Source organism: Streptomyces sp. AMJ-169 (assembly GCF_055597585.1).
Genome location: NZ_JBVLTJ010000009.1, coordinates 170,531 through 187,116, shown reverse-complemented (window position 1 = coordinate 187,116; position 16,586 = coordinate 170,531). Strand labels below are relative to the sequence as shown.

Sequence of the window (16,586 nt, the reverse complement as noted above, 5' to 3'; positions counted from 1 at the left end):
ACCGGGGCCCGAGCAAGGAGGATGGCGGCATGGCGCACAAGATGACCGACGAGGAATGGCGGGCGTTCGTCTCCGACGGGACCCGCACCGGAAAGCTGTCGACCGTACGGGCCGACGGGAGCCCTCATGTGGCCCCGGTCTGGTTCGTGCTGGACGGCGACGACGTGGTGTTCAACACCGGGAAGGAGACGCTCAAGGGCCGCAATCTGGCGCGGGACGGCCGGGTCGCGCTGTGTGTGGACGACGACCGGCCGCCGTTCGCCTTCGTGGTGATCCAGGGCCGGGCGCGGCTCTCGGAGGACCTGGCCGAGCTCCGGCACTGGGCGGCCCGTATCGGCGCCCGGTACATGGGCGAGGAGCGCGCCGAGGAGTTCGGCGCGCGCAACGGTGTACCGGGCGAGCTGCTGGTGCGGATCGCCGTGGAGAAGGTGGTGGCGCAAGGGGACCTGACCGGCTGACCTGGCGTCGGCTGTGACGGGGTCTCAGCCGACGGAGTCGAGGAGCCGGGCGGTGTGCATGCGCCCGGCGTACTCGACGAGCCGGATGAGGACCTCCTTGCCGGAGTCGCGCTCGCGCGCGTCGCACAGGACGACGGGGGTGCCCGGGTCGAGGTCGAGGGCGCGGGTGACGTCGGGGACCGCGTGCGCGCGGGCGCCGGTGAAGCAGTTGACGGCGACGACGAACGGGATGTGCCGGTGCTCGAAGTAGTCGATGGCCGGGAAGCAGTCCTCCAGGCGGCGGGTGTCGGCGAGGACGACGGCGCCGAGCGCCCCTTGGGCGAGTTCGTCCCACAGGAACCAGAAGCGGTCCTGTCCGGGGGTGCCGAACAGGTAGAGGGACAGTCCCGCGCGGATGGTGATGCGGCCGAAGTCCATGGCGACGGTGGTGGTGACCTTCTGGTCGACGCCGTCGGTGTCGTCGACGGACTGTCCCACCTCGCTGAGCAGTTCCTCGGTGCGCAGCGGCCTGATCTCGCTGACCGCGCCCACCAGGGTGGTCTTGCCGACGCCGAAGCCGCCGGCGACCAGTATCTTCAGCGCCAGCGGGGCCGTCTCGCCACTGTCGTCGGGGTGTTCGAAGGCCATGGATCACTTCTCTCGGGAGTGCCGGCACGGGCCTGGGGGGAGGGTCAGCATCTTGGCGACCGGGGTGCGCTCGCGGGGCGTTCGACCGGTGTCGGCGCTTTGTGAGCGGTTGCTGTCCGTTCGGTGTCCGGAACGGTGCCTATACGCGTGGGGCGTGTTTCCGTGCGCGTCCGGTCGGTGTCGGTCGCCTTGGTGGCGGCCGGTTCGGTGGCGGTCGTTCATCTACAGGGCTCGCAGTCCTTCGATGACCTCGCGCAGAATCCGTTCGTCGGGCAGCCGGGCGGGCGGGACGGGGCGGCTGACGGTGACGTGGCCGCGTTCCAGGAGGTCGCCGAGGAGGACGCGGACGACGCCCACGGGGAGGTCGGCGCCGGCGGCGAGTTCGGCGACGGACTGGGTCTCCGTGCGGCACAGGGCGATCAGCGCGCGGTGTTCGGGCCCGAGCATGTGGTCGTCGGGCTCGGGCGCGCCCGGGTCGAGGGTGACCAGGGCGATCAGGTCGAAGCGGACCCCTATGGGCCCTGGTCTGGTGCGTCCGCCGGTCATCGCGTAGGGGCGCACGAGGGGCCCGGCGTCGGTGTCGTACCACTGGTGTTCGGTCATGGGTGGGCGCCTTCGCGGGTCAGCCGGCGGCGGGCCGGCGCGCGGTGGCGCGGGGCGCGGTGTAGAGGTGTTCGCCGACGCGTTTGACCAGGCGGGCCATCTCGTAGGCGACGAGGCCTATGTCGGCCGTGGCGGCGGTCAGGACGGCGAGGCAGGAGCCGTCGCCCGCGGCGGCGACGAAGAGGAAGCCGTCGTCCATCTCGACCATGGTCTGGCGGACGCCGCCGGCGCCGAAGTGGCGTCCGGCGCCCTTGGCGAGGCTGTGGAAGCCGGAGGCGACGGCGGCGAGGTGTTCGGCGTCCTCGCGGCCGAGGGCGGTGGAGGCGCCCACGGCGAGGCCGTCGTTGGACAGCACGACGGCGTGCCGCACCTCGCTGACGCGCATCACCAAGTCGTCCAGCAGCCAGTCGAGTTCGCCGGGCCGCTGGGTGGACCTCGGGCTCGGGTCCTGGATCATGCGGGGTCTCCTTCGTTGCTGTCGCGGTCCGGGGCGGCGCCGCGGGCCCAGCCGGCGCGGTAGGCGGACATGCGGTCCCGGACGAGTTCGGGGGTGCGCTGGTCGTCGTCGCGGGGGCTCGGCTCGGGTTGGTGCGGCTCCTGCGCGCGCGGGGCGCGCAGTTGGGGGGCGAGGCTGGCCTGGCGCACCCGGCGGGGCAGGTCGTCGTCCTGGGCGTCGTCCTCGGTGTCGTCCGGGGGGCGGTGTAGGCGCAAGGCGGTCACTCCCGGGGGTGGCGGGCCGTCGTCGGGTGCGGGGACGAGGGCGGGGCGGTCCGGGGCGGGCACGCGCGCGTGGGCGAGCGCGGGGGCCGGTTCCTGGGCGACGACGGGTCCGGGCGCGACGGAACGTTCCGGCGCCCCGCTGTCGAGGAGCGCGGTCGGCAGCAGGACGACGGCCGTGGTGCCCCCGTAGGGGGAGGCGACGAGGTGCACCTGGACGCCGAGGCGGGCGGCGAGGCGGCTGACGACGAACAGGCCGAGGCGGTCGCTGTCGAACAGGTCGAGGGCCTCGGAGTGGGCGATGCGCCGGTTGGCGGCGGCGAGGGTCTCCTTGCCCATGCCGAGGCCCCGGTCCTCGATCTCGACGGCGTAGCCGTTGCCCACGGGTTCGCCGGTGACCCGCACGCGCGTGTGCGGGGGCGAGAACTGGGCGGCGTTCTCCAGGAGTTCGGCGAGCAGGTGGGTGAGGTCGGCGACGGCGGAGCCGACGACGGCCGTCGCGGGGAGCCGGCGTACCTCCACGCGCGCGTAGTCCTCGACCTCGGAGACGGCCGCGCGGACGACGTCGGTGAGGGGGACCGGCATCCGCCAGGCCCTTCCGGGGGCGGCGCCGGAGAGGATGATCAGGCTCTCCGCGTGGCGGCGCATGCGGGTGGTGAGGTGGTCGAGGCGGAAGAGGTCGCTCAGCTCGCCGGGGTCGTCGGAGCGGCGTTCCATGCTGTCCAGGAGGCTCAGCTGGCGGTGGACGAGGACCTGGCTGCGGCGGGCGAGGTTGACGAAGACCCCGGAGATGCCGCCGGCGAGTTCGGCGCGCTCCACGGCGGCGCGCAGGGCGGCCCGGTGGACGCTGCCGAGGGCCTCGGCGACCTGTCCGGTCTCGTCCTCGGCGGGCGCTCCCGGCGGGGCCTGCGCGCGGATGTCGATCTCCTCGCCCGCGCGCAGTTTCCGCATGGCCTCGGGGAGTTCACGGCGGGCGATCGCCAGGGCGCGGTCGCGCAGTGCGACGAGTTCGACGACGAGGCCGCGGCCGATGCGCACGGAGATGACCAGGGAGGCGACGACGGCGAGGAAGCCGAACAGGACGGCGGCGCCGGCCGGGGTGAGCAGTCCCCTGGTGAACGGGTCGGCGCGGCGGGCGGCGTCGCGTCCGGCGTCCGTCTCGATGGCGCGCATCCCGGACTGCACGCGCGCGTGGGCGTCGTTCCAGTCGGCCTGTGGTGCGGCGGCCAGCGCGCGCGTGCCGGACTCGTTCGCGAGGACCCCGTTCTCCAGGGCGGTGAGGGCGGCGTAGGCGGTGTCCTCGGTGAGGGCGCGCCAGGCGCTCTGTTCGGGGCCGCGCAGGTCCGTCACGGCGGCTTCGGTGAGGGCGCGGCGGGTCTGGGCCGCGCCGCCGAACAGGCGCAGCCGTCCGGTGTCGAGGCGGCCCGCCACGCGTGCGCCCGCGAGGACGGCGTCCTCCTGGGCGAGGGCTTCTCCCGCGCGGGAGAACTCGAGCAGGACGCGCGCGTCGGAGCCGAGCCGGGCGTCCTGGATGCCGGAGAGCGCGCCGTCGACGGCGAAGGCGGCGGACACGGTCTGGGTGTAACGCCCGTACGCCTGCGCCCAGTCGGCGCTGCCGTCGAGCACGGAGGCGCGCAGGGTGCTCAGTTGTCCGGCGCCGGTGACGAAGGCGTCGAGGCGGCGGCCGACTTCGGCGGGGAGTTCCTGGGCGTCGGCGACGGTGCCGTGGTCGCCGAGGCGCAGCCGGGCGACCGCGCGGTCGGTGCCGCGGGCGAGTGCGTTCAGCTCGGTGTCGGGCACGGACGAGGGGGCGGTGGCGCGGCGGACGGCGGCGGTGCGTTCGGCCTGGAGGGCGGCGACGGCGTCGGCTATGGGGGTGCGGACCTCGGTGTCGACGCGTTGGAGCTGGCGCAGGCGGGCGACGTCCTGGGCGGTGGTGACGGTGGCGTACGCCCAGAGGGCGAGCAGGGAGACGACGGGCACCATCAGCAGGCAGACGATCTTGGCGCGGACGGTGCGCGGGCCGAGGGAGCGGCGTCCCGCGCGCGGGGGTATCGCTTCGGCGGGGCCGTCCTGAGGGTCGCTCGGGTCCTCGGCGGCGGGCGGTCCGGCGTGGGCGCGCCGGCCGCGTGCCGGGGACGGTGTCCCGGTGCCGTCGGAGGCGGTCCTCCGGGGTGTGCGCATGGGTTCCTCGCTGGGACGTGGGTTCACAAGGGGGTCACACAGGGCGGGGCAGGTCGGCCGCGGGTTCGGCGGTCGGCCGCGCGGCTGCCCCGCGCCGGCCGTCCGCGGGCGAGAGGGCGACGAACGCGGAGGTCAGGAAGAGGTAGGACCCGAGGCCGACGGCGAGGGGGAAGATGAACTGCATCGCCGTGGCCCCGGGCAGCGCCGCCGAGGACGGGGTGACCCGCACGCTCACCGCGAACATCCCGGTGTAGTGCATGCTGCTGACGGCCGCGCCCAGGACGAGGGAGGCGACGGCGACCGCGAGGGGCGTGGCGATGTTGAGCGCGGCCCACAGGGCGACGGTCGCCGCGGCGACCGCGATCACCACGGACAGCGCGACGAGCGGCGGGGCGTAGTGCACGGTGCCGTGCAGGCGGACGGCGGCCATGCCGAGGTAGTGCATGCTCGCGACGCCGAGTCCGGTGGTGAGCCCGCCGATCAGCAACGCGCGCGTGCGGTCGCGTCCGTAACCGACGGCGAAGACGCCGACGCAGACGAAGGCCACGGCGACGAGGAGGCTGAGCACGGTCAGCGGCACGTCGTAGCGGATGTCGGTGCCGCTGACGGCGAAGCCGAGCATGGCCACGAAGTGCATGGTCCAGATGCCGGTGCCGATGGCGGAGGCGGCGGTGATCAGCCAGTTGCGGCGCGAACGTCCCGTGGCGCCGAGGGCGCGCACGGTGCAGCGCAGGCCGAGGGCGGCGCCGGTGCAGGCCATCGCGTACGACAGCACGGGGGTCAGCCAGCCGAAGGCGGCGTGGTCCAGGTGTCCCATGAGTCAGGGACGCTAGTGCGGGCGGGGGCGCCCCCAGCGAACGCGTTTCGGAAAGTGCCGCAACATGTCAGAGATATGCGCTCATCCGATCGCGGCACGTTCGAACGTGTGCGCCCTGAGGTCGTCCGTGTCGGTGAGGGATCATGCGACGTATGAGCGACGACCACACGAAAGTCCAGGAGTTCTTCACGGCGCGGGCGGCCGAATGGGACCGTCGCTTTCCCGACGACGGCCCGGCCTACGCGGCGGCGGTCGGCGCGCTCGGGCTGCGCCCAGGGGACCGGGTGCTGGACGCGGGCTGCGGCACGGGACGGGCCCTGACGGCGCTCAGGGCGGCCGTGGGGCCCTCGGGAGCGGTCCTGGGAGCCGATCTGACTCCGGCCATGCTCCAGGCCGCCGTACGGGCCGGGAGGGGCCTCGACGGGCGGCTGCTGCTCGCCGACGTGGCCGCGCTGCCGGTGCGGTCCGGGGTGCTCGACGCGGTGTTCGCCGCGGGCCTGATCGCGCACCTGCCCGAACCGGCCCGGGATCTGCGGGAGTTGGCGCGCGTGGTGCGGCCCGGGGGCAGGCTCGCGCTGTTCCATCCGGTCGGCCGCGCGGCGCTGGCGGCCCGTCAGGGGCGGCGGATCACACCGGACGACCTGCGCGCGGAGCCCAACCTGCGCCCGCTGCTGGCCGGTTCGGGCTGGCGCATGACGTCGTACGTCGACGAGGACAGCCGCTTCCTGGCGCTGGCGGTGCGGGAAGGCTGAGGGCGCGTGGGGCCGTTTCCCGCGCGAAGCCGCAGCTCCGGGTCGGCACGGGAGTCGTGACAAGGGGCTTCGCGGCCCACTAGGGTGCGCGTCCGTTGGACGAACCCGTGGGGAGGCTGGGATGGCCGAGGCGGACGAGGACCTTGTCGCCGCCGACGACGCGCTCTATGTGCTCACGGCGGTGCTGCTGACACCGGCGAAGTTCCCGAGCGTGCTGGGCGACGACTACCCGGAGGCCTGCGCCGCACTGGGCCTGGCCCCGGCGGCCGACGGCTACGGTCTTGTGCTCGGCCAGGACGGCACGGGCGCGCGGTGGACGGTGGTCGTCGACGACGTGTCCCTGGTGGCCGTCGCGATCGCCTCCTGGGACTGCGGGATGGAGTACGACCTGTCGCCGGACGACCGTACGGTCGTCGCCGCGCTGCCGGGCTGGCCCCTGTCGGTGGCCGTCGCGGCGCCCGGGGTGCCCGCGCCGCACGACCCGGGGCCCGAGGAGGCCGGGCAGCCCGCGCTGACCCCGCCGGACACCACGGTGTGGGGGCCGGCCCAACGGCGGCTGGGCGCGGACGAGATAGCCGTCCAGTGGACCCTGTGGCGCGATCAGCTGGACGACTCGTCGTTCGCGGCGCCGCGCGAGGCGGTGACGGCGACCACGACCGGCGCGGCGGGCGAGGCGGGCACGGGGGCCGCAGTCGGCGCTGCGGGCGGGTCCGGCGAGAGCGCCGCGCGCGGGGAGCCCGACCGGGTGCGGCGAGTGCTCGCCGAGGCCCGGGCCTATGTGGAGACACCTCCTCCGCTGGGGCGGGTGCGCTCGTCGTTCGCGCCGGGCGAGGCACGCACGCTGCGCGCGGACGGGCCCGGCTGGTCCCTCGTGGCCCGCACGGACGACATCGCCTTCGTCCTCGTCGACGACCGGCCCGGTGAGGTGCTGCCGGTCGGGCGGGGGCCGGAGCTTCCGGGGCTGCTGGAGGCGCTGGAGCGGATGGCTGTGCGGCCCAGCTGACGCGGGCGTCCGGCAGGGCAGCGCGGCCCGAGATGACGCAGACGTCCGGCTTGGCCGCCGCGCCGTCGCCCGGGGGCCGCGCGGGGCGGTCCGGCGGGCGGCGGCGCGCTCGGTCCTGGCGCCGTCAGCGGCCCAGCTCCTTACGGGTGACCCGGCGCAGCCTGCGCCGCTGGGACGGGTCCAGGGTGAGATAGGCGGCCGTCGGGACGCCTATCACGATCAGCAGCGCCGCCCACCAGGGCAGCCAGATCAGCAAGAGGAGTCCGACCGCCACCCCTCCTGCGGCGATCTTCGCGTTCCTCGACATGTGCGTCGCCTCCTTCACGGCCGCTTCCGGCCTCTGTCTGTCAAAACGCCTCCGAGCGGCCGGCAGTTCCGGTTCCCTACCCTGAGACGTCCCTGAGAAGCGACCCCGAGACGTCCCCGAGAACCCTTTCCGCGGCCCCCTTCCCATGCTGTACCCTCGGCGCCCGTCCCTCAGTAGTCAAATTTGAGGAGCAGGTCATCAGCGCCCAGAGGGTTCCCTCGTCACCGCCGCCACCGTCACCACTGCCCGACCTCCCCGAACCGGCCGGCTGCTGCGCCGTGTTCGTGCCCGGCGACCCGGCCCGCACCGGCACGGTCGCCTTCTGGCACCCCGACGGCACCACCCCACCCGCCCTGGACGCGGGGACGCCCGGGAGCCTCGGCGTCGTCCGCCCGGACGGCTCCGGTGTGGCCCTCGCGCGGGTGCCCGCCGTCTTCGTGCCGGTGCGGGCGGCGCTGCCGCTGCTCACCCGCGCGCGGGTCGCGCCCTCGGCCCACCCGGCGGCGGCCTTCTGGGGCGCCGCGACCCTGCTGGCGCTCCAGTTCGTCGCGCGCGGGCTGCTGCTGCCGGGCCTGTCCCCCGGCGACCACGACGCCTGGCGGGCCGGTCCGCTGACCCCTCAGGACGTGGAGCGGGTGCGTCTGCTCGCCGCCGCGATGCCTCCCGAGGCACACGCCGTACCGGTGGACGACGGCCCGCAGCCCCGGCTGCCGGCCCCCGAACGGCTGCTGCGGGCTTTCCTGGACGCGGTCGCCGACACCCTGCCGCGCTCCCCCGCCGCGCCCCTGGTGACCGGCGGACCCGCCTACGCGTCGCCGCTGCCGCAGCGCCTGCCGGGCCACCGCACGTGGGCCGCCGAGGTCGCGGCGGGGCACGACGCCGGGGTTCGGATCTCGCTGCGGATCGAGGTGTCAGGGCTCACGGCACGCCCCTTGGACGCGCCCGGCGTCACCCCCGCGCACCCGCCGCAGGACTCCGCGCCCCGCTTCCGCGCGGTACCGCAAGTGCACTCGATCGCCGACCCCGGACTCGTCGCGGACGCCACCGAGGTCTGGTCCGCCGAGGAGAGCACCGGGCAACTCACCCGGGAGTACGGCGGTTTCGGCCCCCGCGCGCGGATGGACGCCCTGCTGGCGCTGCGCCAGGCGGCGCATGCCTGGCCCGCGTTGACGCCGTTGCTGTCGGCGGCGGTGCCGGACTTCGTCGACCTGCTCGACGACGAGGTCGCGGAGCTGCTCGGCGCCGGGGCGCGGGCGCTGGCGGCGGCCGGCGTCGAGGTGCACTGGCCGAAGGAGCTGCCGCGCACGCTGACCACGCGCGCGGTGCTCGGCCCGCCGGACGGAGAGCCGTCCGCGCGGATGTCGCTGTCGGCGGACACCCCTGTGGCGCTCGGCTGGTCGTTCGCGCTCGGCGGCCATCAGCTGACCCCCGAGGAGCTGGACCGGCTCGCGGAGGCGAACCGGCCGATCGTGCGGCTGAACGGCGAGTGGGTCCTGCTCGACCCGGAGGAGGCGCGGGCGGCCCGGGCCCGGCAGGAGCTCAAGGTGGCCCCGATGGACGCCCTGGGCGCGGCTCTGACGGGCTCCGCGGAGGTCGGCGGGCAGTTGGTGGAGGTCCGGCCCACCGAGTGGCTGACGGGCCTTCGGGAGTGGCTGGTGCGGCCACCGGCGCGGGAGCCGGTGGCGCAGCCCGCCGCGCTCGCCGCGACGCTGCGGGACTACCAGCGGCGGGGCCTGGACTGGCTGGCGCGGACGACGTCGCTGGGGCTGGGCTGCTGTCTGGCCGACGACATGGGCCTCGGCAAGACCGTCACGCTCATCGCGCTGCACCTGCACCGCCAGGGCGACGCGGAGTCGGCGGGCCCGACGCTGGTGGTCTGCCCGACATCGCTGATGGGCAACTGGCAGCGGGAGATCGAACGCTTCGCGCCCGGCACGCGCGTGCGCCGCTTCCACGGCGCCCGCCGGGACCTGGACATGTTGGCGGACGGCGAGTTCGTCCTGACCACCTACGGCACGCTGCGCATGGACGCGCCCCGGCTCGCCGACGTGCCCTGGGGGCTGGTCGTCGCGGACGAGGCGCAGCACGTGAAGAACCCGTACGCGGCGACGGCCCGCGCGCTGCGCACCCTGACCGCCCGCGCGCGGGTGGCGCTCACCGGCACTCCGGTGGAGAACAACCTGTCGGAGCTGTGGGCGATCCTGGACTGGACGACGCCCGGGCTGCTGGGCCGGCTCGGCGCGTTCCGCAGGCGGTACGCGCGGGCGGTCGAGGGCGGCGCCGACCCGGCCGCCGCCGAGCGGCTGGCCCGCCTGGTGAGCCCCTTCCTGCTGCGCCGCCGCAAGTCCGACCCGGGCATCGCCCCGGAGCTGCCGCCCAAGACGGAGACCGACCACGCGGTGACGCTCACCCCGGAGCAGGCGGGCCTGTACGAGGCGGTGGTCCGGGAGGCGCTGGCGGGGATCTCCCGCGCGGACGACATGGCGCGGCGTGGTCTGGTGGTGAAGCTCCTGACGAACCTCAAGCAGATCTGCAACCACCCGGCCCAGTACCTCAAGGAGGAGCGGCCGGCGGTCGCCGGGCGGTCCGGGAAGCTGGAGCTGCTGGACGAGTTGCTCGGCGTCGCGCTCGCGGAAGGGGCGGGTGTGCTCGTCTTCACGCAGTACGTGCGCATGGCCAGGCTGATCGAGCGGCATCTGTCCGCGCGCGGGGTGCCGTCGCAGTTCCTGCACGGCGGGACGCCGGTCGGGGAACGCGAGGCGATGGTCGGCCGTTTCCAGGAGGGGAGTGTTCCGGTGTTCCTGCTCTCGCTGAAGGCGGCGGGTACGGGGCTGAACCTGACGCGCGCGGAGCATGTCGTGCACTACGACCGCTGGTGGAACCCGGCGGTCGAGGCGCAGGCCACCGACCGCGCGTACCGCATCGGCCAGACCCGCCCGGTGCAGGTGCACCGGCTGATCGCGGAGGGCACGGTCGAGGACCGCATCGCGCGGCTGCTCGACCGCAAGCGGGCGCTGGCGGACGCCGTGCTCGGCTCCGGCGAGGCGGCGTTCACGGAGCTGACGGACGCGGAGCTGGCCGAACTGGTGGAGCTGCGAGAGGGGACGCGATGAGCGAGGAGCTGACGTTCACGGTGACGCCGCCCGCGCGCGGGCAGGCGTTCGCGCGCACGTGGTGGGGCCGGGGCTGGGTGGCATCCCTGGAGGACGGTGCACTGGACGGCAAGCAGCTGCGCGCGGGACGGGCCCTCGCGCGCGGGGGCGCGATCGGTGCCGTGACCGTGCGGCCGGGGCGGGCGACGGCCGTCGTCCGGGGGCGGGACGGGGTGGCGCACCGGGCGGACGTGCTGGTGCCGGAGCTGGGGTCCGCGCAGTGGGAGCGGCTGTTGGGGCTGGCCGTGGAGCGGGCCGGGTACGTGGCGGCGCTGCTGGACCGTGAGATGCCGCCCGACCTGGTGGAGGACGCGGCGGGCGCGGGTGTCGATCTGCTGCCGGGGCTCGGGGAGCTGGAGGCGGAGTGCGACTGCGGGGCGTGGGACCACTGCGGGCACACGGCGGCGCTCTGCTACCAGCTGGCGCGGCTGCTCGACGCGGACCCGTTCGTGCTGCTGTTACTGCGCGGGCGGCCCGAACAGGCCCTGCTGGACGGCCTCCAGGCGCGCACCACCGCTCCCCCGGCCACGGCTGCGGCCCGGCCGGACGGGGTGGACGCCGCGCAGGCGTACGCGGCCGTGCCCGCCCCGCTGCCCGCCCTTCCGGACCTCCTGGCACCGCGGGGCTCCCGCCCTCTCTGGGCACCGGGAGCGGGCCTCCTGAGGGCGTCGATCCGGCCGCGCTGGAGCACCTGGCCGCGCGGGCGGCCGAGGAGGCGCTGCGGCTGCTGCGGGAAGCGCCGGACGCGGCAGGGGAGTTGGCGCTCGCCGAGGACGCGGTGCGGCTCGCGTGCGGCGACCCGTCGCCCGAGGTCGCGGCACGGCTCGCGGCGGGTTCGGGGCGCGGCCGGGAAGGGCTCGCGCTGGCCGTGCGCGCGTGGCGGCAGGGTGGTGCGCCGGCCCTGTCGGTGCTGGAGGACGAGTGGGCGGTGGAGGGCGAGGCGTCGGCCCGCGCGCGGGCGGCGCTGGACGCGGCCTGGGAGGACGGTGAGCGGCCGGCCCTGCGGGCGCGCGGCAACCGGTGGACGGCCGTAGGGGCGCCCGCCCAGATACGGCTGGACCGCGCGGGCCGCTGGTGGCCCTACCGCAAGGAGAGCGGCCGTTGGGTGCCCGCCGGGGAGCCCGCCCGCGATCCGGCGGCGGCGCTGACGGCCGCCGGGCAGGACGAGGAGGCGCTCTGAGAGACGCGCTCCTTCAGGACATCTCAGGGCGTCTCAAGGCAGCAGGCCGCTCGGCAACAGCGACTCCAGGCCGCTGGGGATCTCCGTAGGGAGCGTCGTGGGGAACCCTGAGGGCAGTTCGGTCGGCAGCGTCGAGGGGAGCTCGGTCGGCAGTCCGAAGGACGGCGCGGACGTGGCCGGCGTACTGGCGCCGGCGGGCTTCTTGTCGTCCGAGGAGCTGCCCCGGGTGGCGATCAGCACGATGACGGCGACCACGGCGGAGCCCACCAGGGCGGCCAGGACGACGAACAGAGGGCTGCGGCGCTTGCCGGGCGGGTGCGGTGGTACGGGCGGGATGGCCATGCCGCCCAGCGTCCCGCCGGGCCCGCCGTACGGGGAGCCCCGCGCGGGAGTTGGTACCGGGCCATGCCCAGGAGGGCACGATTCCGGGGCATTTCGCGCGCGGGACGCCGTACGAAATGTGCGGCGTCCCTCGGGAGGACGTATCTACGCGCGCGTGCCGTCGTGATCGGGCGGCACGCGCGCGGGGGATCAGCTGCGGGCGCCCAGGAGGTGGTCCATGGCGAGCTGGTCGAGGCGTTCGAAGGCCATGCCGCGGGCGGCGGCGGCCTCGGGGTCGAAGTCCTCGAAGGCCGCGCGGTCGGCGAGGAGGGCGTCCAGGCCGTCGGCGGCGGTGGGCTGGGCCAGTTCGTCGAGGCGGGAGGCGCGCAGGGCCTCCTGGACCTCCGGGTCGGCGCGGAAGGCGGTCGCGCGCTCCTTGAGGATCAGGTAGTTGCGCATGCAGCCGGCGGCCGACGCCCACACGCCGTCGAGGTCCTCGGTGCGCGGCGGCTTGAAGTCGAAGTGCTTCGGGCCCGCGTACCCGGCGCTCTCCAGCAGGTCGACCAGCCAGAACGCGGAGCGCAGGTCACCGGCGCCGAAGCGCAGGTCCTGGTCGTACTTGATGCCGGACTGGCCGTTGAGGTCGATGTGGAAGAGCTTGCCCGCCCACAGGGCCTGCGCGATGCCGTGCGGGAAGTTCAGGCCGGCCATCTGCTCGTGGCCCACCTCCGGGTTGACGCCGTACAGCTCGGGGCGCTCCAGGCGCTCGATGAACGCCAGGGCGTGGCCGACGGTCGGCAGGAGGATGTCACCGCGCGGCTCGTTCGGCTTGGGCTCGATGGCGAACTTCAGGGCGTAGCCCTGGGAGGTGACGTACTCGCCGAGGAGGTCGAAGGCCTCCTTCATGCGGTCCAGGGCGACGCGTACGTCCTTGGCGGCGCCGGACTCGGCGCCCTCGCGGCCACCCCAGGCGACGTAGGTCTCGGCGCCCAGCTCGGCGGCCAGGTCGATGTTGCGGATCGTCTTGCGCAGCGCGTAGCGGCGCACGTCACGGTCGTTCGCGGTGAACGCGCCGTCCTTGAAGACGGGGTGGGTGAAGAGGTTGGTGGTGGCCATCGGCACCTTCATGCCGGTCGTGTCGAGGGCCTCGCGGAAGCGCTTGATGTGGCCTTCGCGCTCGCTGTCGGAGGACCCGAAGGGGATCAGGTCGTCGTCGTGGAAGGTCACGCCGTGGGCGCCGAGCTCGGACAGGCGCTGCACGGTCTCGACCGGGTCGAGGGCCCGGCGGGTGGCGTCGCCGAAGGGGTCCCTTCCCTGCCAGCCGACGGTCCAAAGGCCGAAGGTGAACCTGTCCTCGGGGGTGGGCTGGTAGCTCATACCGCGGCTCCTTGTTGCGTACGACTATTTCGTCATGGCCGTTTACAAATTAGTATGCGGACGCAGCTCTGGGAAGACCGTTCGTTGACCGATCCCGCGCCGTCGCGGAATGTTGAGGAGAGCCCGATGTCAGCAGCCGAGGGTCCGCTCGTCGTCGGCGTGGACACATCCACCCAGTCCACCAAGGCGCTCGTCGTCGACGCGGCCACCGGCGAGGTCGTCGCGAGCGGCCAGGCCCCGCACACGGTGTCCTCGGGGGCCGGCCGGGAAAGTGACCCGCGCCAGTGGTGGGAGGCGCTCAGCGAGGCGCTCAGGCAGTGCGGTGACGTCGCCCGCGAGGCGGCGGCGGTGTCGATCGGCGGGCAGCAGCACGGCCTGGTGACCCTGGACGGGCACGGCGAGCCGGTGCGTCCGGCGCTCCTGTGGAACGACGTGCGTTCGGCCCCCCAGGCGCGCCGGCTGATCGAGGAGCTGGGCGGGGCGAAGTTCTGGGCGGAGCGCACCGGTTCCGTCCCGGCGGCCTCCTTCACGGTCACCAAGTGGGCATGGCTCGCGGAGAACGAGCCGGAGGCGCTGCGCGCCGTGAAGGCCGTACGGCTCCCCCACGACTACCTGACCGGGCGGCTGACCGGCGAGGGCACCACGGACCGCGGGGACGCCTCCGGGACGGGCTGGTGGGCCTCCGGGACGGAGGAGTACGACGCGGAGATCCTCGCGCGCGTGGGTCTCGACCCGGCGCTGCTCCCGCGCGTGGTGCGGCCCGGTGAGGTCGCGGGCACCGTACGGGACGGGCACGGGCTGCCGTTCGCCAAGGGCACCCTGGTCGCGGCCGGGACCGGTGACAACGCGGCGGCGGCGCTGGGGCTCGGGCTGCTGCCCGGGACGCCGGTGCTGAGCCTGGGCACCTCCGGGACGGTCTACGCGGTGTCGCGCCGCCGGCCCGCGGACCCGACCGGGACGGTGGCGGGGTTCGCCGACGCGCGCGGGGACTGGCTGCCCCTGGCGTGCACCCTGAACTGCACCCTCGCCGTCGACAAGGTCGCCGCCCTGCTGGGCCTGGACCGCGAGGCCGTCGAGCCGTCCGCCGACGTCACGCTCCTGCCCTACCTGGACGGCGAGCGCACCCCCAACCTGCCGCACGCCTCGGGCGTCCTGCACGGCCTGCGCCACGACACGACCGCCGGCCAGCTGCTCCAGGCCGCGTACGACGGCGCCGTGCACTCCCTGCTGGGCGCCCTGGACCTCGTCCTCGACGAGGACGCCGACCGCGCGGCCCCCCTCCTGCTGATCGGCGGCGGCGCCCGCGGCCGGGCCTGGCAGGAGACCGTGCGCAGGCTCTCCGGGCGGCCCGTGCAGGTCCCGGAGGCCAAGGAGCTGGTCGCGCTGGGCGCCGCCGCGCAGGCGGCCGGGCTGCTGACCGGCGAGGACCCGGCGGCCGTGGCCCGGCGGTGGAACACCGCGCGCGGGCCGGTGCTGGACGCGGTGGAGCGCGACGACGCGGCGCTCGCGCGGATCTCGGGGGTGCTGTCGGACGCCGGTGGACTGCTGGAGCGGGGGCGGTAGGGACGTCGGGCGGGACTTTGGTCAGGGGTCCCGCCCGCCGTCCGGCCCGAACCATCGACCAAGGGATGACGCCCGCATGACCGCACCGCCTCGTGACACCCGTCCCGCCGGTCCGGGGCGGGGGCTGCCCGACACCCAGCAGGGGATGCGGCGGCGGAACCTGGCACGGGTGATGCACGCCGTCCGCGCGGAGGGGCCCTTGTCGCGGGCGGCGGTGGCCGCGCGGATCGGGCTGACCCGCGCGGCCGTGTCGACGCTGGTGGACGAGCTGATCCGGGCCGGACTGCTGGAGGAGCTGGGCCCTGAGCGGCCCGGCCGTCCCGGACGGCCCGGGTCGGCGCTCGCGGTGAGCCGGCGCGGGCCCGCGGGGATCGGCGCGGAGATCGGTGTGGACCATCTGGCGGTCTGCGTGGTCGACCTGCGCGGTGAGGTACGCGCGCGGGCCGACCGCCAGGGCACGAACCGGGGCCGCTCCCCCGGGCCGGTCGTCGCGGACCTGGCCGAGCTGGTGCGGACCGTCGTCGCCCGGGCCGAGGACGAGGGGCTGTGGCCGGCCGGGCTCGCGGTGGCGGTGCCGGGTCTGGTGGCGCGCGACGGCCGTACGGTCGTCCGGGCACCCAACCTCGACTGGCACGACGTCGACCTGGGCGCCCTGCTCCCCAGGGAACCCGCGTGCGCGGTGGGCGACTACGTGGTGGACAACGAGGCCAACTTCGGGGCACTCGCGGAACTCTGGCTCGGGGCGGGGACGCCGCAGAACTTTCTGCACGTCTCGGCGGAGATCGGCATCGGCGGCGCGGTCGTCGTGGACGGCGGTCTGCTGCGCGGGACGCGCGGGTTCGCCGGGGAGCTGGGGCATGTGCCGGTCCATCCGGACGGGCCCGCGTGCGTGTGCGGCGGGCGCGGGTGCCTGGAGCAGTACGCCGGCGAGGAGGCGGTCCTGCGGGCAGCCGGGCTGGCGCCGGGCCAGGGCCGTGTGGGGCTGCTCGCGGGGCGGGCGGCCGACGGTGACGAGGAGGTGCGGCGGGCGCTGCGGGAGGCGGGGACGGCGTTCGGGATAGCGCTGACCGGGGCCGTCAATCTGCTGGATCCCGAGGGGGTCGTCCTCGGCGGGGCCCTCGCGGGGCTCGCGCCGTGGCTGCTGCCGTCGCTGGAGGGGGAGTTGGGGCGGCGTACGGCGGGGCCGGCGTGTCCGGTGTCGGTGTCGCGGCTGGGGCCGGAGGGGCCGTTGCTGGGTGCGGCGCATTCTGTGGTGCGGGGGGTGTTGGACGATCCGGTGGGGGCGGGGGTGAGGTGACCGGGGCGGTCGGACGGCGGAGCCGGCGCGGACCCGTCACATAGCGAGACGGCGGAACAGCCGACGACGTGGAAGCAGCCGGCCCCCCGAGAGCGGAAGTACTCGTTCGGGTGAGGAAGTTATCCACAACCCTCCGGTTGTCCACCGTTTCGCACCCGCTCCTCCGGCCGGGTCCGAAAGCGCCGTACGGTGAGATCACGCACCGGGCGAAGCAGCCGCGAGCGACCC

Annotated in this window: 14 protein-coding genes and 1 pseudogene; 7 read left to right on the top strand and 8 right to left on the bottom strand. The window is 75.2% G+C overall.

Going from position 1 to position 16,586, the window contains the following annotated elements:
- Positions 1-29: 29 nt before the first annotated feature.
- On the top strand, positions 30-458 hold the full coding sequence (locus tag ACYUD3_RS23145) for a PPOX class F420-dependent oxidoreductase (protein ID WP_470972849.1): 429 nt from the start codon (positions 30-32) through the stop codon (positions 456-458).
- Positions 459-482: 24 nt separating this feature from the next.
- On the opposite strand, the gene ACYUD3_RS23140 is transcribed toward ACYUD3_RS23145, so the two are convergent.
- The 5 genes from ACYUD3_RS23140 to ACYUD3_RS23120 all read right to left on the bottom strand — a co-directional run bounded on the left by ACYUD3_RS23140 (position 483) and on the right by ACYUD3_RS23120 (position 5,406).
- Positions 483-1,085 (bottom strand): GTP-binding protein, encoded by a 603-nt coding sequence (locus ACYUD3_RS23140; protein ID WP_470972847.1) that lies wholly within the window; start codon positions 1,083-1,085, stop codon positions 483-485.
- A gap of 222 nt (positions 1,086-1,307) precedes the next feature.
- Positions 1,308-1,688: a DUF742 domain-containing protein gene (locus ACYUD3_RS23135; protein ID WP_470972845.1), complete on the bottom strand. Its 381-nt coding sequence runs from the start codon at positions 1,686-1,688 to the stop codon at positions 1,308-1,310.
- 19 nt (positions 1,689-1,707) lie between these two features.
- Positions 1,708-2,145 (bottom strand): roadblock/LC7 domain-containing protein, encoded by a 438-nt coding sequence (locus ACYUD3_RS23130; protein ID WP_470972843.1) that lies wholly within the window; start codon positions 2,143-2,145, stop codon positions 1,708-1,710.
- Complete coding sequence (locus ACYUD3_RS23125; protein ID WP_470972841.1) at positions 2,142-4,589, bottom strand: sensor histidine kinase; 2,448 nt, start codon at positions 4,587-4,589, stop codon at positions 2,142-2,144. The genes ACYUD3_RS23130 and ACYUD3_RS23125 overlap by 4 nt, the downstream gene beginning before the upstream one ends.
- A 34-nt stretch (positions 4,590-4,623) precedes the next feature.
- Entirely contained in the window at positions 4,624-5,406 is a 783-nt protein-coding gene (locus ACYUD3_RS23120) for an MHYT domain-containing protein (protein ID WP_470972839.1), read from the bottom strand.
- Positions 5,407-5,558: 152 nt separating this feature from the next.
- Here ACYUD3_RS23120 and ACYUD3_RS23115 point away from each other — a divergent pair, with 152 nt between their 5' ends.
- Together ACYUD3_RS23115 and ACYUD3_RS23110 are read left to right on the top strand one after the other, a co-directional pair.
- On the top strand, positions 5,559-6,158 hold the full coding sequence (locus ACYUD3_RS23115; protein WP_470972837.1) for a class I SAM-dependent methyltransferase: 600 nt from the start codon (positions 5,559-5,561) through the stop codon (positions 6,156-6,158).
- A 121-nt stretch (positions 6,159-6,279) separates the two neighbouring features.
- Positions 6,280-7,161, top strand: coding sequence for a hypothetical protein (locus ACYUD3_RS23110; RefSeq protein WP_470972835.1), 882 nt, complete (start codon positions 6,280-6,282; stop codon positions 7,159-7,161).
- A gap of 124 nt (positions 7,162-7,285) precedes the next feature.
- On the opposite strand, the gene ACYUD3_RS23105 is transcribed toward ACYUD3_RS23110, so the two are convergent.
- Positions 7,286-7,468 (bottom strand): hypothetical protein, encoded by a 183-nt coding sequence (locus ACYUD3_RS23105; protein WP_470972833.1) that lies wholly within the window; start codon positions 7,466-7,468, stop codon positions 7,286-7,288.
- Between the two features lie 278 nt (positions 7,469-7,746).
- Between ACYUD3_RS23105 and ACYUD3_RS23100 the strand changes: the two genes are divergently transcribed.
- Positions 7,747-10,581 (top strand): DEAD/DEAH box helicase, encoded by a 2,835-nt coding sequence (locus ACYUD3_RS23100; RefSeq protein WP_470972831.1) that lies wholly within the window; start codon positions 7,747-7,749, stop codon positions 10,579-10,581.
- Positions 10,578-11,800: pseudogene (locus ACYUD3_RS23095) on the top strand (SWIM zinc finger family protein). The gene ACYUD3_RS23100 and the pseudogene ACYUD3_RS23095 overlap by 4 nt, the downstream one beginning before the upstream one ends.
- 33 nt (positions 11,801-11,833) lie before the next feature.
- Here ACYUD3_RS23095 and ACYUD3_RS23090 read toward each other — a convergent pair.
- Entirely contained in the window at positions 11,834-12,142 is a 309-nt protein-coding gene (locus ACYUD3_RS23090; protein ID WP_470972829.1) for a hypothetical protein, read from the bottom strand.
- A 189-nt stretch (positions 12,143-12,331) separates the two neighbouring features.
- On the bottom strand, positions 12,332-13,498 hold the full coding sequence (gene xylA, locus ACYUD3_RS23085; protein ID WP_470972827.1) for a xylose isomerase: 1,167 nt from the start codon (positions 13,496-13,498) through the stop codon (positions 12,332-12,334).
- A gap of 126 nt (positions 13,499-13,624) precedes the next feature.
- Between xylA and xylB the strand changes: the two genes are divergently transcribed.
- Entirely contained in the window at positions 13,625-15,061 is a 1,437-nt protein-coding gene (xylB, locus tag ACYUD3_RS23080) for a xylulokinase (protein ID WP_470972825.1), read from the top strand.
- 76 nt (positions 15,062-15,137) lie between these two features.
- Complete coding sequence (locus tag ACYUD3_RS23075) at positions 15,138-16,358, top strand: ROK family protein (RefSeq protein ID WP_470972823.1); 1,221 nt, start codon at positions 15,138-15,140, stop codon at positions 16,356-16,358.
- The last annotated feature ends 228 nt before the right edge of the window (positions 16,359-16,586 follow it).

Bases quoted from the DNA above. Each gene is read 5' to 3' on its own strand.
- ACYUD3_RS23145 (WP_470972849.1), top strand. From the start codon at position 30: ATGGCGCACAAGATGACCGACGAGGAATGGCGGGCGTTCGTCTCCGAC.
- ACYUD3_RS23140 (WP_470972847.1), bottom strand. From the start codon at position 1,085: ATGGCCTTCGAACACCCCGACGACAGTGGCGAGACGGCCCCGCTGGCG.
- ACYUD3_RS23135 (WP_470972845.1), bottom strand. From the start codon at position 1,688: ATGACCGAACACCAGTGGTACGACACCGACGCCGGGCCCCTCGTGCGC.
- ACYUD3_RS23130 (WP_470972843.1), bottom strand. From the start codon at position 2,145: ATGATCCAGGACCCGAGCCCGAGGTCCACCCAGCGGCCCGGCGAACTC.
- ACYUD3_RS23125 (WP_470972841.1), bottom strand. From the start codon at position 4,589: ATGCGCACACCCCGGAGGACCGCCTCCGACGGCACCGGGACACCGTCC.
- ACYUD3_RS23120 (WP_470972839.1), bottom strand. From the start codon at position 5,406: ATGGGACACCTGGACCACGCCGCCTTCGGCTGGCTGACCCCCGTGCTG.
- ACYUD3_RS23115 (WP_470972837.1), top strand. From the start codon at position 5,559: ATGAGCGACGACCACACGAAAGTCCAGGAGTTCTTCACGGCGCGGGCG.
- ACYUD3_RS23110 (WP_470972835.1), top strand. From the start codon at position 6,280: ATGGCCGAGGCGGACGAGGACCTTGTCGCCGCCGACGACGCGCTCTAT.
- ACYUD3_RS23105 (WP_470972833.1), bottom strand. From the start codon at position 7,468: ATGTCGAGGAACGCGAAGATCGCCGCAGGAGGGGTGGCGGTCGGACTC.
- ACYUD3_RS23090 (WP_470972829.1), bottom strand. From the start codon at position 12,142: ATGGCCATCCCGCCCGTACCACCGCACCCGCCCGGCAAGCGCCGCAGC.
- xylA (WP_470972827.1), bottom strand. From the start codon at position 13,498: ATGAGCTACCAGCCCACCCCCGAGGACAGGTTCACCTTCGGCCTTTGG.
- xylB (WP_470972825.1), top strand. From the start codon at position 13,625: ATGTCAGCAGCCGAGGGTCCGCTCGTCGTCGGCGTGGACACATCCACC.
- ACYUD3_RS23075 (WP_470972823.1), top strand. From the start codon at position 15,138: ATGACCGCACCGCCTCGTGACACCCGTCCCGCCGGTCCGGGGCGGGGG.